Origin of the sequence: Geomicrobium sp. JSM 1781026 (assembly GCF_041949955.1) — a bacterium.
GTDB lineage: Bacteria > Bacillota > Bacilli > Bacillales > Marinococcaceae > Geomicrobium_A.
The window spans coordinates 155,268-172,147 of record NZ_JBHFQF010000007.1; the positions used below are offsets into that span (position 1 = coordinate 155,268).

Sequence of the window (16,880 nt, forward strand, 5' to 3'; positions counted from 1 at the left end):
CTTAGTATACTCTATGTTATACTTACGAAACAAAAGGAGGAAATGTGATGAAAGAACGTTACCCACTTCCATGTAACATTGCACAAACACTGAACATCGTCGGCGATCGCTGGACGCTTCTCATCATTCATGAAATTCTTATCGGAAACAAGACCTTTAATGATATTAAGCATAATCTTGAAACGGTTTCGGCAAACCTTTTATCAACTCGACTTAAGACGTTGGAAGCAGAAGGAATGGTCACATCTGAGCTGTACAGCAAACACCCTCCACGCTATCAGTATGCACTCACCGAAAAAGGGCGAGCACTTGAGCCCGTTTTTCATGCATTTCTGCTCTGGGGACGAGACCACTTGGACAAATGTTATAAGAAGCTCGTTGACGAACAGACCGGTCAAGAAGTGAGCATTGGTTTTTTTGATCGTGAGAGTGGTGAGCGAATTCCATCTGACCAATTGCAAGTGCTGCCGTACGAACGGCAAACTAGCGGTTGAATCCCCACTGTTTCCCAACCCATGTTTCAAACAGCCCGATTAGTTTATCGATGGCTAAGCCAAGTACGCCAATAAATACAATGCCTGCAAGCACGAGGTCAAGGTCCAAAGCGTTTCTCGCATCAATGATGAGATACCCAAGTCCTGACTGTGCCCCGACCATTTCCCCGGCAACGAGGAAGATCCACGCAGTCCCGACTGCAAGGTGAAGGCCATTGGCAATGCCGGGGAACGCAGCAGGAAGAATCACTTTATACATGAGTGCCGGCTGCCTTACTTCTAGGTTCTCGGCAAGCTTCAAATACGTTGCATCCACTTTCTTTACGGCAGAGACGGTAGAAAGAAGCACAGGAAAGAACGCTGCGATAAAGATAATTACAATGGCCGGCATGCTCCCAATTCCGAACCAAAGCACGATAAACGGTGTCCAAGCAACGGGAGCAACTGGCCGTAACACTTGCACAATTGGATCAGCAACCCCCCATAGTCTTGGGGAACGACCTAAAATTAATCCGAGCACGATGGCGACGACGACGGCAAGGCCATATCCAGTAAAGAACCGGTACAAACTGACGACCATATGTTCAAACAGCGTACCATCCAGCGTCATGCTGACGATTCCTTCTCCAACCCGCAATGGAGATGGCAAAAGCGCTTCTTCGTAATCTCCAATCCAAATAACGAGTTGCCACACGATGACAACGAGCGTAAACGCGATAAGAATATTTACAAGTTTCTTCATGGGCGACGTTGGATCTCCTCAAGTAGTGACGTATCAACAAACTCTTCATAAGATGGTGGCTGCTCCATCAAGTTTAAATCGAGCACCCGCTCCGTCATATAATCATAATCCTCACGATTCACTTTCAAGTTTTCATAGGATATCCATTCTAGTGACAATTCCAAAGCTTCTTCTTCCACATTCAAGTAAGCGAGGTGAGCATCAAGATCATCTTCAGCATGTTCGCCTGCTTGTACATAGCCTTCCATAAATTGTTTGGCTAACTCTGGGCGATCTTCTAAAAAGCTCTGTCTGAATACCATTGCACAACATAAGCACCCTGGCCAAAGTTGATGAGATTGGCCGAGCACATGGCCGACGTCTAGCGTGACGCCAATCGCCCCAAACGGCTCGGCAACGATATAGCTTTCAATTCGACCTTCTGAGAGCGCGGCAGGCATTTCTGCTGGCGGCATCTCCACAACGTTTACATCGTCATAAGCCATATCTGCATTCTCTAACATTTTATCGAGTAACAAGTTGTGCGTAGACAAGGTGTGCGGTATGGCGACGGTCTTGCCGTGCAGGTCTTCTACTTGTTGAATGTCGTGACTGGCGATGATGGCATTCCCGTCTTCATGGCCGAGTGCCGTTGCTTTGATGTCAATCCCTTTTTCACGGGCTTTCATCGCAAGTGGAAAGAGTACGGATGCACCGTCAATTCTGCCACTGTTCAGCGCGTCCATTAGGTCAATCCACGTTCCAAAGCGGATGAGTTCGATGTCTGCGTCTTGCATGAATTGTTCTTGCTGTTCGTTGGCGATGTATAGGGGCGCTGCATGAGTGATAGGCAGATAGCCTACCTTAATCGTGTTGTCTGCAGCCGCTTCACGTTGCTGGCACCCACTCATCACAATAGCCGAAACGAGAAGCAATATCGCTGGGATTGCATAGTATTGGCGTGGCATCATGGGTCCCCCTAGATGTGATAATCAGAATCAATTTCGGTTCTACCAAAATGAAACGTATCAAAAATTAGCTTTCGAAAATATTGAAAATCGCCATGGCTTCGATCTCTTGGCCGCGGCAACGTGATGTTGATTGTTCTGCGAATCGTGCCAGGATTTCGGTCCATAATGATGATCCGGTCTGATAGGTACACAGCTTCATCAATATCATGGGTGACAAGGGCAACCGTCGTCTCCTCTTGTTGCTGAATGCGGAGCAACTCATCTTGGAGGTGGTAGCGATTAAATGTATCGAGCGCGGCAAATGGTTCGTCCATTAAGATAAGTTCCGGCTGAATAGCCAACGCTCGCGCAATCGCCACTCGCTGCTGCATTCCTCCTGACAACTGGGACGGGAACTGGTTAGCACTGCTACTCAGCCCGACTAGCTCTAGATACTGTTCCGCTCGCGTCCGGCGTTCTTCTTTGGATGGAACTTCCGACTCCAACGCGAACTCGACATTCTTTTGTACCGTTCGCCACGGAAGAAGCCCGTAATGTTGAAATAGCATGATGGCGCGGCGGCTCGGACGCTCTACCGGTTTTTCATCAAGGTGCACAGCACCGGATGATGGTGCCTCAAACCCACCGATCACATTGAGAAGCGTACTTTTACCACAGCCACTTTCGCCGAGAATAGAAACGAATTCTCCTTTTTCAATCGATAGCGAAATCTCTGACAAAACTTGATGGGATTGGAACGATTTGCTCATCTGTTGAACATCGACAAGGGATGTCATCGGATCACCTTAATTCATGTATATTTGATAATACTTAGTTGTTTACTATGTTTTAAGTTAGTTTATTACACTCGGTTAGAAAATACAACTGAAAATACAAAAAAGTCTCCTTCGGAGACATGCGAGGCAGGATAGTCACTTGCCCCGCTCGGCGGGATGCTCACATAAACCTTCTCACGTTGGGATTTTGGCTAACATTTGATGATTCCAGGAGTAAATCCCAACATAGAAAGTCGAAAACCCAACGTAGAACATTCTACGTTGGGTTCTGCCCGAGCTCCGGGTTAAAAAAGTCTGAAATCCCCGCATACAACTATAAAAGTAGTCATGAAGGGTGATCCAGACCATACATTCCATTCTCCGCGTTCCTTTGGCCCCGGCTGACGTTTGCACAAACCCATTTCTGCGACCAAGTTTTACCCTTCTGCGCTCTAGTTCGCTAGATTCAGACCGTATCTCGGCAATTCGGGGCTAACTGGAGCGCAGATTCCTTATCCAACCTCCTCACTCCATGGTCATAGCGGCGACAACGGTCCAGTTTATGTTTTCTACTCTCTTCCTGCCATATGTAACAAACTTGCACGCAGACTTAAAGCCGAAAGACATCAACCTGTAGGCCCCAGCGGGGCCGAAACGAACCCGGAGTCGCTTCGGCGCGACTCGCGCCGATTGAAGCTGGACCTTTAACGTCTACGTATGGCAGGGAGGGGGTAATTCTGTTCAGCGGAAAATGTTGCCCGACTAGGGTATAGACGGTTACACCGGGGTCACCGCTTCTCAGCAGGAAGCATCCCCCACTTCAATTCTCAACCGGATTGGACGAAGCCCGAATGACGAGCTCTGGCTCAACGAGCCGCTCCACGCCGTGCATGTTCTCGTCAATTAAGTCTTTTAGCAACCGGGACGCGAGCTGGCCAATCTTTTCTTTGTTTTGGCGGATCGTTGTGAGCGACGGATCGACGTATTGGGCAGCATCGATGTCGTCACAGCCGATGATGCTGTATGAACGAAGCGGTACCCCTGCCTCTTTCAATGCTCGGAGCGCACCAATCGCCATCAAGTCGGAGGCGGCAAAGATGGCGGACGGGACGGTTTCTTGCTGCAAAAATGAGCGCATCGCTTCGTAGCCGCTCTGTTCGAAGAAATCCCCCTCATAGATCCAGTCTTCGTTAACGTGAAGCTGATAGCTACGCATCGCGCTGTGGAAGGCGTCCAAACGTAGACGGGCAATGGTCGACGGTTTCTGTCCACCGATAAAGCCGATATCTCGGTGACCTTCTAAATAAAAATGTTCGATGACTTTTGCTAGCATTTCATCGTTGTCGGTCATCAAGTACGTCGAATTTTTGCCCCGCAAGGTGAGATCAATGCCAACACATGGAATCTCACTCTGGTCAAGTGCATAGACAGACGGTTGAATTGTCTCCCCGCCGATAATGATGCACCCGTCTACATTGTAATGGCGGCATCTTTCTAAGAAATCCTCGTCTCCTTCGTGAAAATGTTCATTTGAAAAAAACATCAAGTCATAACCAAGCCGCCCGACGCTATTTTTAAACGCATTTAACACATCGACGAAAAACGGATGGTTAAAGTCAGCATTTACCCGCCCTGCATAGATAACACCAATCACATGGGTTACTTTTTTCGCTAATGATTGGGCAGAATACGATGGCCGGTATCCGTGTTCTTTCATAATCTGCAAGACTTTATTTTTCGTCTCGCTCCCGACATCATCGTAGTTGTTAATGATTTTAGATACTGTGCTCTGCGAAACGCCTGATAGGCGTGCGATTTCTTTGATTGTCATTCTCATTTGCTTCTACACACTCCTAAAGTTATCCCTTCAACGCGCCGTCGGTGATGCTGCGGATAAATAATCGATTAAAAATAAGAAACACAACGATGAGTGGGACGGTCGCCCAAAACGTTCCTGACATAATCATACCGTAATCCCGGCTCCGGTCACTCTCCAATACACTCAATGCAACTTGAAGTGTATACATCGATGTGTCTTGCAAAGCGATGAGCGGCCACATAAAGTCTCCCCAAATTTGCATAAACACGATAATTCCTAGTGTAGCAAACGCCGGATATACCATCGGAATGACGATATTCCAATACATTCGCCAGTTGGAACACCCGTCAATGCGGGCCGCTTCTACAATCTCATCATGAACAGCACTATAGATGTACTGCCTCATCCAAAATATCCCGAACGCGTTAATTAACCCTGGGAAAATAAGGGCACGATAATCATTCAGCCAGCCAAAGTTTGTAATCAAATAATAAAGCGGAATCACACCCAGTACAGGCGGGATCATCATCGTTGCAAGCACGATGAGAAATAAAGATCGCCGACCTGGGAACTGTAGTTTCGCAAACGCAAACCCCGCAAGGGAGCAAAGAAAGATAACGCCGATCGTAATCGTACTTGCGACAAAGAATGAATTCAGCAAGTTACGGAAAAACGGAATGTTACTCAAGACGTTTTCAAAGTTCGTCATCACTTCTGGACCTGGAATTAACACAGGGGGTATGCTATTAATCACATGGTTCGGGTTCGTCGCCATGACAAACATCCAATAGATTGGGAAAATCGACAACAAAGAAACGATGATGAGAAGCGTATAAACGATTCCTTTTTTCATACTCGCGCCCTCCGTTTCGACTGCTGACCGATTCGACTCGTCAAGAACATGTTCACAGCTGTAAATACAATAATAATAAAGAATAAGACGAGCGACGTTGCCGCTGCGGTTCCGAAGTAATTATTATGAAACCCTTCCCGGTACAAATAGAGCACTACCGTCATACCTTCCGGGCGATACCCAGAGAAAATCATTGGCTCGGCGAACACTTGCAAAGCACCGACCGTTGCCGTAAACACGGTAAAGAGAATGAACGGCTTTAACATTGGAATTGTAATGTAGCGAAGCTGCTGAAAAATTGATGCCCCTTCTAGCCGCGCCGCTTCATATAAATGCCCAGGTATGCTTTGCATCCCCGCTAAATAAATAAGCGTATTGTAGCCGAGCCAGCGCCAAAAAATCATCGTCGCTATCGCAATCTTCGCACCCCACTCCGAACGGTTCCACACGACAGGGTCCATTCCAAACAAACCAAAGACCGAGTTGATCAGCCCATGTGGCTGGTTACTAAAAATAACGCTAAACACAATGGCTACCGCTACAATCGACGTCACGTACGGCAAAAAAATCATGATCCGAAATACATTTTTGTATTTTAAAAATGTTGCATTAAGGGCGTACGCGAGCAATATTCCGATGACAAGCTGAGGCGCGGTTCCCATAATGCCAATAATGAGTGTGTTCGAAAGACTTTTCCAAAACAACTCATCGTTTAAGATGTACTGAAAGTTATGTAAGCCTGCGAATTCCATGTCGCTCAGCCCGTCCCAACGAAAGAAACCAATATAGAAACTAAACAAAATCGGAAACAGACCAAACACAGCAAACAACAAATAAAATGGGGAAATAAACAAATATCCCGATAGCGCATTTCGCTTCTTTTCAGTAATTTTTTTCTGTTTTTTCTCCAAGGTAAGGCCCATGATTATCTCTCCTCGAAAGGGAAGAGAGGAATGATTCACACTCCTCTCCCGAAATAGAATTACCGATTCATTTGCTGATCAATTCGATTCACTGCCGCTTGCCATTCTTGCTCAGCGTCAGACCCATCAACAACATTCATGAGCGCTTCAAGCACTTCCTCGTTTGCCATGCCGTAGTGTCTTCCTTTGTAGATGTAACTCACGTCTTCAGCGGCTTCCGCAAAGATTTGTGCGGTGTTTTGACCACCGAAATACTCGTCGCTATAATTTTGGAACTCTTCCATCTCATACGTAGCTGGTGTGGAAGGGAACAGGCCGTCTGCCCGAAACGCTTCGAGCTGTTGGTCCGGGGAAAGCATCCACGCTAAAAACTCATACGCCTCTTCTGGATGTTCCGACTCCGCTGGAACCGTCATATACGAACCGCCCCAGTTACCGCCTTCATCTCCTGGCATCGTCACGACGCGCCACTCATCAGAATCGGGAGCATTGTTCCGGATCACCCCTTGCATCCAGGCCGGAGCTAACATCGTCGCGTAGCTGCCTTGCGCTTGGGCGTCCCCCCATTCTGGCGACCACATATCCACACTTCCAACCGTCCCCTCATCGATCATGTCCACCGTGTAATCATAGGCTTCGCGCACGTGCGTGGACGTCTCCATAATGAGTTCATCCTCTTCATTAAAGTACGCCTCTGGCCGAATGTCTCGCTGTGCGTTAAAGATGAGCTCAGGGTTATCGACCATTGGTTTTCCCGTCTCTTCATAGATTGTACGCGCGGTTTCTTCATAGTCCTCCCACGTAGCGATCATCTCTTCCACTTCCTCAGGTTCACTAGGCAGACCTGCCTCTTCAAATACATCTTGACGATAAAACATAACCGTCGGCCCAATGTCTGTAGGGAGCCCAAACAAGAAGTCACCATCGGTATTCTCCGAAACTGCCCACGCCCAGTCCAAATAGTCACTAGTCACATCTTCTGCACCGTACTCATACAAATTGTGAAAACGGTCCTCTGCCACTTGGAAACGATCCATTTCCGACACTTCAATCATCGCCATGTCTGGAGCCCCACTGCTTGCTGATAGAGCATTAAATAGGTTGTTGTGGTGGTCTTCCATATCGAGATTCTCCACTTGAATCGTAATGTGTGGATGTTCTTCCATATACTCCTCTGCCATCTCCTCATACGGAACGGTGTCAAACGTCCACATCGTTAATGACACATCTTCTCCATCTGCAGAAGACCCCTCATCCCCATTACATGCAGTCAACAGCAGTACCGAACCGACAACAACATACCCGTTACGCCACTTCATCCATTCGCCCTCCTTTTTAAAGAAACCGCTTTCGTAAACATTCATGAGTGTACCCGCTGACTAGCAATGAACGCTTGTAACCAATAGGCACTTTGCTTAGGCGTTCGCTTAAGTGTTGTAAAATCAATATGAACAACGCCAAATCGCTTTGATAACCCGTATGCCCATTCAAAATTGTCCAGAAACGACCAGACATAATACCCACGTAAATCAACGCCCGACTGGATGGCCCGTAAACACGATTGCAAGTGTTGGTCTAAATAATCGGCTCGCTGCTCATCATTCACCTCTCCCCCAACCACTTCATCTCGATACGCCGCACCGTTTTCTGACACATACAACGGCTGTTTTCCATAATCATTCGTCACCCTAACGAGCAGATCATATAGCCCGTCTGGATACACATCCCATTCCATAGCCGTTTTTGGCAGGCTCGTTTGCACCGGCTTCGATCCTGTGGGGTTCTCAGTCGTCACCGGTGACGACTCAACAAAATCGCTTGAATAATAATTAATGCCGAGAAAATCAATTGGCTGCTGAATCTGCTCTAAATCTCCTTGTTGTAAAAATGACAGATCCGTCTGTTTTTCATAGATGGTGAGCATATCTTTAGGATACGTTCCTTTATAAACGGGGTCTAAAAACCACCGGTTTAAGAAGCCATCCGCCCGGGTGGCAGCCTCTTGGCTCGACAGGCGGTCATCTGCCGGGTAATGAGAACTAAGGTTTAAGGCGATGCCCGTTTGTTGCTCGGTTTGCTTCATCGCGCGCAATCGCTCTGTCGCAAGACCGTGGGAAAGTAGCAAGTGGTGAGCGGCGGTCAGGAAATGGTTCAACCCTTTCTTACCGGGAGCGTGAACACCCTCTCCATATCCTAAACGCGATGCCACCCACGGCTCATTTTGCGTAATCCAATACGGCACTTCAGCAGAGAACTCGCGAAACACCCGCTCTGCATATTCCGCAAAGTAGTAAGCCGTATCCCGGTTTAACCAGCCGCCTTCATCCTCTAATTGTTGAGGAAGCTCCCAATGGTAAAGCGTGAGCATCGGCGTGATGTGTTGTTCATTTAATGTATTGATGAGTCGCTTGTAAAAATCCAATCCGGCTTCGTTTACCCGGTCTTTTCCGTCTGGCATGATCCGAGCCCAGTTTACTGAAAAACGGTAGTGGCTAAAGTTGAGTTCTTTTAGAAGTTTGACGTCGTCCCGATAATACGTATAGTGGTCACAGGCTACGCGCCCGTCCGTGCCATCTTGAATGGCTCCGTCTTGCTCAACAAACGTATCCCATATGCATTTGCCTTTTCCGTCTGCAAACGCCGCCCCTTCAATTTGATAAGAAGACGTTGCTGCTCCCCAATGAAATGACTGTGGAAATAATTGCAGTGATCTCTCCCCCTTTGAGTAACTAAACCGGTTTCGGTATTAATTTACACGCAATTCTGATAGGTGTCAATCATTTTTTCGAAAGCGCTTTCTTTTTATTCAAAGAGGAGTTTTTGTATTAGAATAGAAGTATACATATACCCTATTTAAAGGAGCCTAGCCAATGATTACCGTTAAAGAATTAAACGAAGCACGCGTCCGACTGCACAATACTGTTCACGTTACACCCGTGCTTACGTCTAACACATTGAACAAACAAGCAAACGCAAGCGTATATATTAAGTCTGAGCATTTGCAGAAAACCGGCAGCTTCAAAATTCGAGGTGCCACCAATTGCGTGATGCAAGCCAAAGAGCAAGGAGCAGAACATCTCATTGCCGCTTCGTCTGGCAATCACGGACAGGCCGTCGCCTACATCGCCCGAGAACTCGGCCTAAATGCGACAATCGTCATTCCCGAGGATGCAAACGCCGCCAAAGAAGAAGCCATTCGTAACTACGGGGCAGAGGTAGTTCACTGCGGTACGACATCAGAGGAACGAATCGCCCACGCCAACGAACTCGTTGATCAACTCGGCGCAACCTTCATCCCGCCATACGATGACACGCAAATCATTGCCGGACAAGGCACCGTTGGCCTAGAGATCCTATCCCAAGTGAACAACCCAGAAGTCGTTGTCGTCCCTGTTGGTGGAGGCGGGCTTATCTCAGGTGTAGCGACTGCCATCAAGAGCATCCATCCAGAAGTAAAGGTCATCGGCGTGGAGCCCGTCAACGCCGATGACACACGACGCTCACTCGAACAAGGGGAACGCGTTTCCATTGATGCAGCCAATACGATCGCAGACGGGTTACGTGCATCTACACCCGGCGCTATGACGTTCCCAATCATCCAGCAACACGTCGACGAAATCGTCACTGTCAGCGAAGAAGACATCCGCGAAGCCTTCGTCTTTTACCTGTCTCGCATGAAACAAGTAATCGAACCATCCGGCGCCGCTACCCTCGCCGCATTGCGCTCGGGAAAAATTGCACACAATGGCGGCAACATCGTCCTCGTTGCCAGCGGCGGCAACCTAGATCTCGCCGCCATCCGTCGATTCGCTGAGTAGGTGTTAGGTGGGGTAGAGCGGAGTCGGGTTTGGGGGATTTTAGGAGATGTGTGCTCTAGATCGTTTTTCATTGGTTTCGGCACCTCCGGTGCCGACATGTCGCTTGAATTTTGAAGGGTCTAGGGGGTTGGCGATCTAGATCGCACCGCGCCGCTCCCCGCCCCACCCTTTAAACATTAAAAAAAAGCGAGCATAGCTAACACAGCTACGCTCGCCTTCCGTTTTTAAAATTCAATGTTGTCCCATGTCTTTTTGAGTCTTGTGTAGCTGTCGCGGCGTTTTTCTTGATCGTGGATATCGGTGGTGACGATCAGTTCGTTGAAGCGCGTCTCATTGTAAAATGATTTTAGATCTGTAGCCACTCGCTCTTCGTCGCCAACAAATGAGTATTTGAGCATGCTTTCTACTTGCTCTTTTTCAATCGGGCTCATATAGTCGTCCACGTTATCGACAGGTGCGGTGTCCACGCCTCGATTACCACGAATGATGCTTAAGAACTTCAACTTGCTTGTAGAGGCAAGCCGCTCTGCTTCTTCGTTTGTTTCGGCAACAGTCGCATTGACTGTGACCATTGCATACGGTTCATCGAGATATGCAGAAGGCTGGAAGCGATCGTGATAAATCTTTAACGCATTGTGTAGCTCTTTCGGAGCAAAGTGACTAGCAAATGCGTATGGCAGTCCCATCGCTGCTGCTAACTGTGCACCGTATGTGCTCGAGCCGAGCAAGTATATGGGTACATTCGTGTTGTGACCAGGGTGAGCTTTCACTGGCATATCCGCATCACCTAGCAGTTGCTGCAACTCGTTAACGTTCTCAGGGAATTGGTTTACAGCATTTCTCGTATCTCTGCGCAAAGCTTGCACCGTCATCGGGTCTGTTCCTGGTGCACGACCTAGTCCGAGATCAATTCTGCCTGGATACATACTTTCCAGTGTTCCGAACTGTTCTGCGATAATGAGTGGGGCGTGGTTCGGAAGCATAATGCCTCCAGATCCAACTCGAATCTTTTCGCTGTGCCCCGCAAGGTAGCCAATGAGCACACTCGTTGCTGAACTCGCAATACTTTCCATGTTATGGTGCTCCGCTACCCAATACCTGTGGTAGTCGAGTTGATCTGTATGTTGAATAAGATGCTTGCTATTTTCAAATGCTTCGCTTGGTGTTTGACCCGGCAACACGGGCGCAAGGTCAAGCACGGAGAGGGGAAGTTGACTCACTTTGTCCACCCTTTCTAGTTTGATTCTATAGAACACCATACACCCGCACTATAAATCGAACAAGTAATATGCTTAGTGTATGAAGCGATGGACATAATCATGCGATGCATGTTCTCCATTCACTCGGGAATACTTAGCAAAAGAAATGAGGTGAACGACCATGAATAAACGCATCATTTCCAGTATGATCTTGTTAAGTGTGCTCGCAGCTTGCAACGGTGAGGCACCTGAAGACGACCTTGACACGATGGAGCCTGAGGTCAACGCCCACATGGGCGGGGGCGTTTTGAATGTCAATGTAGAAGGAACTGAAGGCATTGGCGGAGACGCAAACGCCCACGATAAAAACCAAATGATATAGAAACCTCCACTGTATAGAAGACCGTTATAATCTAAGCACTAAGATGTGAATTTATAGTTGCGATTGAAAAGCGAGCACTATGATAAGAAAAAAAGCACCTCTCTGTCGGGTGCTTTTTTTCTTATCGATCTAGCAATTACCTTTACCTGTTTTTGATGACAAGGTATAGTCATCTTCCATAAGTTCACCACTTGCAAATTGAACGAGCAGCACTTATGTGATCGACGGCCCATTAGGCATTTATCTGCATATTGCAACATAATATTTTAACAATATAAGATCCTGACCGTTCTCTCTTTCATTTCCTTTTATGCTAATTTTATCTATCCTTTGTGGATGATTGGATGTTGTTGTACAATCAGAATATAGACAGAGGAGGGCAACGGCATTGATGAAAGAGATCTGGTCTTGGGTAAAGACAATTTTAATTGTGTTGATTATTGTTTTAATCGTAAGAACGTTTCTTTTTGGGAATTATCTCGTGAATGGAAGTTCGATGCTCCCAACCATTGAACATGGGGACCGGATCATTATTAATAAATTGTCGTACACATTTTCTGAGCCCGATCGATTTGATGTGATTGTGTTTAACTACTCCGAAACTGAAGACCACATTAAGCGGGTCATTGGGTTGCCTGGAGATGAAGTGGAATATACGGATAATGATTTATACATTAATGGAGAGCTCATCGATGAGCCGTTTACCGATGACTTGACGATGGACTTTACGTTCGCAGATATTGGGGAAGGCGAGATCATCCCCGAGGATGAGTATTTCGTCGTTGGCGATAACCGCAATAACAGCATCGATAGCCGGTCGAGCGGTTTTATTGAGGAAGATGCGATCGTCGGCAAAGCGAGCTTGCGTTACTGGCCCGTCCAACGATTCGGATTTGTGGAATAAACAAAACGAGCCTATATAGGCTCGTTTTGTTTTGTTATGCGAGTCACGCCCGCTTCGCACTAATTTCGTCCACTGCTTTCTCATATTCAGCTTTAATTTCTTTTACAGTATCTTTAATTGATGCGACTGTCTTTACTGACGTCACACCTTGGCCTGCGCTCCACACGTCTTTCCACGATTTGGCTTCTTTTTTCGTGTGTGTCACATCGACTTCCCCAGCGGGTTGTAAGTTTTTCGGGTCCAAGCCAGCGGCTTGCATGCTCGGAATGAGGAAGTTGGCGTTCACCCCGCTAATGGCATCGGTATAGAGAATGTCATCGGTACTCGCTTCGACAAGCATTCGCTTGTACTCCGGTTGTGCCATCGCTTCCTCAGTCGCAATGAAGCGCGTGCCCATGTAGGCTAAATCCGCACCGAGCACTTCGGCTGCGAGCACTTCTCGGCCACTAGAAATGCAGCCTGCAAGTACAATTGTTCCATCAAAAAACTGCTTTACTTCAGCGATAAATGCCATCGGGTTTAATAAGCCACCGTGGCCTCCTGCGCCGCTTGAGACGAGAATAAGTCCATCTACACCTGCACCCGCTGCTTTTTTTGCATGTTTGGTCGTGATCACATCACTCATGACGATCCCACCGTAACTGTGAACGACTTCAACGACCGGTGTTGGATTTCCAAGTGACGTAATTACGACCGGTGGCTGAAATTGCCGAATCCGCTCCAAATCTTCTTCATACCGCGCGTTTGAACGATGCACGATCAAGTTCACTCCCCACGGAGCAATCGTTGCCTCAGGATCGTCTTGTTTCGCTTGATCGAGCGCGTCTTTCACTTCTGTCATCCAACGTTCCAGTTCTTCACCCGTACGTGCATTGAGCAGCGGGAACGTCCCGATAATTCCTTGCTTACAACTTTCAATCACCATTTCTGTACCTGAAACGAGAAACATCGGTGCCGCAATGACTGGGAGTTGAACGTGATCTTTTAACATAAGAACCACCTTTTGTGTGAATATTTGTGTATTTACTGTATCACATTATGAATGAATCGTCACTCACTTCAAGCTCGTCCTGCTGTAAACGTAAAGAAGGTTGATCGTCACTAACGATCAAACCCTCATCTCTTGTTATGTTTGAACTTTCTAACTTCTATTAGATGATTATGGCTGGGATACCGATTCTGTATCTTTTTTATATTTTACCTTCGTCGCTTCTCCTCCTCTTAGATGTCGAATAGATTTGTGGTAATCCAGAATAACCTTCACTTCACTCGCCAATTCAGGATTAATTTCCGGCAACCGCTCCGTTAGGTCTTTATGGACAGTACTCTTCGAAACGCCGAACTCCTTAGCGATTGTCCGGACGGTTTTTCGAGTTTCCACAATGTACTTACCGATCTTGATGGTTCGCTCTTTGATGTAGTCATGCACACCGCTCGCCTCCCAGTCTGGATGGTTTGTTACAGTTTATTAACCAAGACCGGCAGATATACCAAAAACTCAGTGAGGACAAGGGTTTGCTGTGAAAAAGTAAGAAAAATCGCCTTACAGACCGCTTATTCAAGCAATCAAAAAACATTTCCTAAAACAAAATGGGTTACTCGTTCTAATTATACGAAGGCGACCATGAAATATACGTGATGGTCCTGTCATTCATGACGAGTAGGGTAGAACAATTCCATTTCTTCAGGATGCGTTCCGGACGGATCACTGTATTCTGCGCTCTAGTTTGTTGAGATTAGCGGAATAAACGTAGATTTCATGGGAACTTGCGTGCACATTAGCGCTTATATAGCTAGAGAAACGTCGGACCCCTGGAGGGTAGGCCGAAACCAAAACCTTCCTCGGTTGGGCGCGGCTCGCGCCGACAAGAAATTCAGTTTTTAGCGTGGAATGGCAAAATTGTTTCCTGTGCCCGGTTGCCGCAAGTGCACGGGCAGGGCTGCGCGGATGACGAACGCTCGTTCTGCGCGCGAGTTTATGCCTTCTGCGCGCAAGTTTGCGCTTTTGACCGGTTTTAGCGCGAATTTCCCCAAACATGCGCGCAGTTTGTTCCAACTCGCGCGCAAATCAAGCCAAGCCAAAGACCCATCGACTTGTTGGCCCCGCTGGGGGCCGACACCAAAACCGTCCTCCGCTTGGCGCTCCTGCCGCTTCATCTGCGTCCCCTTAACACCCTCAAAAAAACGCTCTAGATCCCTGCGGGGACCTAGAGCGTTCCTACACATTTGAGTTACACTTTTGCGCTTTTATCGTCATCAGACAGTGCGTCTAAGCGAGTGACGAGATCTTCGCTTAAGCCGCCGACACTTTGACGTCCGGACAAGCCGAGCGCTGTGGAGCCGGAGTCGTAAGCGTTTGACCCGTGTTCGCTAAAGTCCAATCCTTCTAATTCTTCTTGTTCGCTCACACGGATGCCGCCACCGAGTGCACCGATGATTTTCACGACGATGAAGGTGGAGCCGAGCACCCAAGCCATGACGGCGAACACTCCGAGCGCTTGGATTCCGAGTAGCGTCGCTCCGCCGCCGTAAAACAATCCGCCTTCGAGTGCGAATAATCCGACGGCTACCGTTCCCCAAATGCCGCAAATGCCGTGAACAGCGATCGCGCCGACCGGGTCGTCGAGCTTCAACTTATTGTCTAAAAGCGCAACCGCTTCGACGAGGATTATACCGGCTACAAGACCCATAATAAGCGCGCCAATCGGGGCAACATCAGCAGCACCTGCTGTAATCCCGACAAGCCCTGCAAGTGCGCCGTTCAGTGTGAGTGATCCATCTACTCGCTTGTACTTGAAGAGCGTGTACATCGCCGTTGCGACAATCCCCCCGGATGCACTGAGCGCGGTGCAGACGACAACGGAAGTGAGGAGAGGGTCTGCTGGGGAAAGCGTACTACCTCCGTTAAATCCGAACCAGCCGAACCAAAGGATAAACACACCTAGTGCGCCGAGTGGTAAGTTGTGGCCTGGGATGGCATTGGCACTGCCATCTTTATTGTATTTACCGATCCGACCACCGAGCACGAATACAGCAACTGCGGCGGCAGCGGCACCGGTAAAGTGAACGACGGTTGACCCTGCAAAATCAACGAATCCTAAGTTGGCTAACCAGCCGTTATCTGACCAAATCCAGTGACCGACCATCGGATAGATGATGACGACCATCATGAGCGCGAGCGCAATATAACTTCCGAGCTTCATCCGCTCAGCTACTGCCCCTGAAATAATTGTTGCACACGTAGCGGCGAACATGGCTTGAAACGCGAAGAACCCAATGTCATCAACGCCAGAGAGGGCAAACCCGCTCGTACCAAGAAAGCCACCTGCAGTATCCCCAAACATGAAGGCATACCCGATGAAAAAGAAAGCAATGACAGAAACTGCCATCGTAAGCATATTCTTCATGAGAATGTTGACGGCGTTTTTAGACCTGGAAAATCCTGTTTCTAACATGGCAAACCCAGCATGCATAAAAAAGACAAGAAACGTAGCAATCATTACCCACATCGTATCTACTGCAATCGCGTCCATTTGAAATCCCCCTTTTTATGAAATCGCTTTTTCCCCGCGTTCTTTCGTACGAATCCTTACCGCTTCAACCACTTCGTAGACGAAGATCTTGCCATCCCCAACTTCTCCTGTGAAAGAAGATTCCGAAATTAAATCGATGATTTCTTCAACTTGTTCTTCTGCGATGATCATTTCCACTTTAACTTTCGGCAACAGCGTCACCTCAAACGCATTGCCTCTGAACACACCCTTTTGCCCCTTTTGCTTGCCACAACCAGCGACTTCTGAAACCGTTAAGCCACTAATCCCAACTTCTTCGAGCCCAACGCGTAACTTTTGAAAATGTTCAGGTCGAATGATCGCTTCAATCTTTTTCATGCATCCCCCTCCTAATATGTAAAGATAATTAACATCACTAGTTATGAAAATTATCATACGACGTTCCTCAAAAAAATGCAAGGTAATTTTTTGAATTTTTAAATAAAGCGCTTACATCATAAAAAAAGCCCCCGATCGTCGGGAGCAAGAT

At 47.6% G+C, this 16,880-nt stretch carries 17 protein-coding genes; 4 read left to right on the forward strand and 13 right to left on the reverse strand.

Annotated elements, in window-relative coordinates; genetic code table 11:
• The first annotated feature begins 47 nt into the window (after window positions 1-47).
• Window positions 48-494, forward strand: coding sequence for a winged helix-turn-helix transcriptional regulator (locus ACE1TF_RS14090; protein WP_042402725.1), 447 nt, complete (start codon window positions 48-50; stop codon window positions 492-494).
• On the opposite strand, the gene ACE1TF_RS14095 is transcribed toward ACE1TF_RS14090, so the two are convergent.
• The 8 genes from ACE1TF_RS14095 to ACE1TF_RS14130 all read right to left on the reverse strand — a co-directional run bounded on the left by ACE1TF_RS14095 (window position 484) and on the right by ACE1TF_RS14130 (window position 9,243).
• Window positions 484-1,236 carry an ABC transporter permease gene (locus tag ACE1TF_RS14095; RefSeq protein ID WP_375017671.1) on the reverse strand — a complete coding sequence of 251 codons (753 nt, stop codon included), beginning with the start codon at window positions 1,234-1,236 and terminating at the stop codon, window positions 484-486. The genes ACE1TF_RS14090 and ACE1TF_RS14095 overlap by 11 nt on opposite strands.
• A complete protein-coding gene (locus ACE1TF_RS14100; RefSeq protein WP_375017673.1) occupies window positions 1,233-2,183 on the reverse strand; it encodes an ABC transporter substrate-binding protein in 951 nt (316 codons plus the stop codon). Before ACE1TF_RS14100 ends, ACE1TF_RS14095 begins: the two co-directional genes overlap by 4 nt.
• Window positions 2,184-2,194: 11 nt before the next feature.
• Complete coding sequence (locus ACE1TF_RS14105) at window positions 2,195-2,962, reverse strand: ABC transporter ATP-binding protein (RefSeq protein WP_375017675.1); 768 nt, start codon at window positions 2,960-2,962, stop codon at window positions 2,195-2,197.
• Window positions 2,963-3,761: 799 nt separating this feature from the next.
• Window positions 3,762-4,778 carry a LacI family DNA-binding transcriptional regulator gene (locus ACE1TF_RS14110; RefSeq protein WP_042402719.1) on the reverse strand — a complete coding sequence of 339 codons (1,017 nt, stop codon included), beginning with the start codon at window positions 4,776-4,778 and terminating at the stop codon, window positions 3,762-3,764.
• Window positions 4,779-4,800: 22 nt separating this feature from the next.
• Window positions 4,801-5,613 (reverse strand): carbohydrate ABC transporter permease, encoded by an 813-nt coding sequence (locus ACE1TF_RS14115; protein WP_375017678.1) that lies wholly within the window; start codon window positions 5,611-5,613, stop codon window positions 4,801-4,803.
• Complete coding sequence (locus ACE1TF_RS14120) at window positions 5,610-6,536, reverse strand: carbohydrate ABC transporter permease (RefSeq protein ID WP_375017680.1); 927 nt, start codon at window positions 6,534-6,536, stop codon at window positions 5,610-5,612. The genes ACE1TF_RS14115 and ACE1TF_RS14120 overlap by 4 nt, the downstream gene beginning before the upstream one ends.
• 59 nt (window positions 6,537-6,595) lie before the next feature.
• Window positions 6,596-7,855 carry an ABC transporter substrate-binding protein gene (locus tag ACE1TF_RS14125; protein ID WP_375017682.1) on the reverse strand — a complete coding sequence of 420 codons (1,260 nt, stop codon included), beginning with the start codon at window positions 7,853-7,855 and terminating at the stop codon, window positions 6,596-6,598.
• A gap of 41 nt (window positions 7,856-7,896) precedes the next feature.
• A complete protein-coding gene (locus ACE1TF_RS14130; protein ID WP_375017755.1) occupies window positions 7,897-9,243 on the reverse strand; it encodes a GH1 family beta-glucosidase in 1,347 nt (448 codons plus the stop codon).
• Window positions 9,244-9,406: 163 nt separating this feature from the next.
• On the opposite strand from ACE1TF_RS14130, the gene ACE1TF_RS14135 reads away from it, so the two are divergent.
• Window positions 9,407-10,354, forward strand: a complete 948-nt coding sequence (locus ACE1TF_RS14135) for a threonine ammonia-lyase (RefSeq protein WP_375017684.1) — start codon at window positions 9,407-9,409, stop codon at window positions 10,352-10,354.
• 224 nt (window positions 10,355-10,578) lie between these two features.
• On the opposite strand, the gene ACE1TF_RS14140 is transcribed toward ACE1TF_RS14135, so the two are convergent.
• Window positions 10,579-11,574, reverse strand: a complete 996-nt coding sequence (locus ACE1TF_RS14140) for an LLM class flavin-dependent oxidoreductase (protein WP_375017686.1) — start codon at window positions 11,572-11,574, stop codon at window positions 10,579-10,581.
• Window positions 11,575-11,734: 160 nt separating this feature from the next.
• Between ACE1TF_RS14140 and ACE1TF_RS14145 the strand changes: the two genes are divergently transcribed.
• Both ACE1TF_RS14145 and lepB read left to right on the forward strand, forming a co-directional pair.
• Entirely contained in the window at window positions 11,735-11,935 is a 201-nt protein-coding gene (locus ACE1TF_RS14145) for a hypothetical protein (RefSeq protein WP_042402716.1), read from the forward strand.
• A gap of 391 nt (window positions 11,936-12,326) precedes the next feature.
• Window positions 12,327-12,839 carry a signal peptidase I gene (lepB, locus tag ACE1TF_RS14150; RefSeq protein ID WP_375017689.1) on the forward strand — a complete coding sequence of 171 codons (513 nt, stop codon included), beginning with the start codon at window positions 12,327-12,329 and terminating at the stop codon, window positions 12,837-12,839.
• Window positions 12,840-12,882: 43 nt separating this feature from the next.
• Here lepB and ACE1TF_RS14155 read toward each other — a convergent pair whose 3' ends face one another.
• From ACE1TF_RS14155 to ACE1TF_RS14170, 4 genes are all read right to left on the reverse strand, one after another.
• Window positions 12,883-13,830, reverse strand: coding sequence for an NAD(P)H-dependent flavin oxidoreductase (locus tag ACE1TF_RS14155; RefSeq protein WP_375017691.1), 948 nt, complete (start codon window positions 13,828-13,830; stop codon window positions 12,883-12,885).
• 168 nt (window positions 13,831-13,998) lie between these two features.
• A complete protein-coding gene (gene spoIIID, locus ACE1TF_RS14160; protein WP_042402713.1) occupies window positions 13,999-14,268 on the reverse strand; it encodes a sporulation transcriptional regulator SpoIIID in 270 nt (89 codons plus the stop codon).
• 802 nt (window positions 14,269-15,070) lie between these two features.
• Entirely contained in the window at window positions 15,071-16,372 is a 1,302-nt protein-coding gene (locus ACE1TF_RS14165) for an ammonium transporter (RefSeq protein ID WP_052363946.1), read from the reverse strand.
• A gap of 15 nt (window positions 16,373-16,387) precedes the next feature.
• Window positions 16,388-16,729 carry a P-II family nitrogen regulator gene (locus tag ACE1TF_RS14170; RefSeq protein ID WP_375017693.1) on the reverse strand — a complete coding sequence of 114 codons (342 nt, stop codon included), beginning with the start codon at window positions 16,727-16,729 and terminating at the stop codon, window positions 16,388-16,390.
• Between the last annotated feature and the right edge of the window lie 151 nt (window positions 16,730-16,880).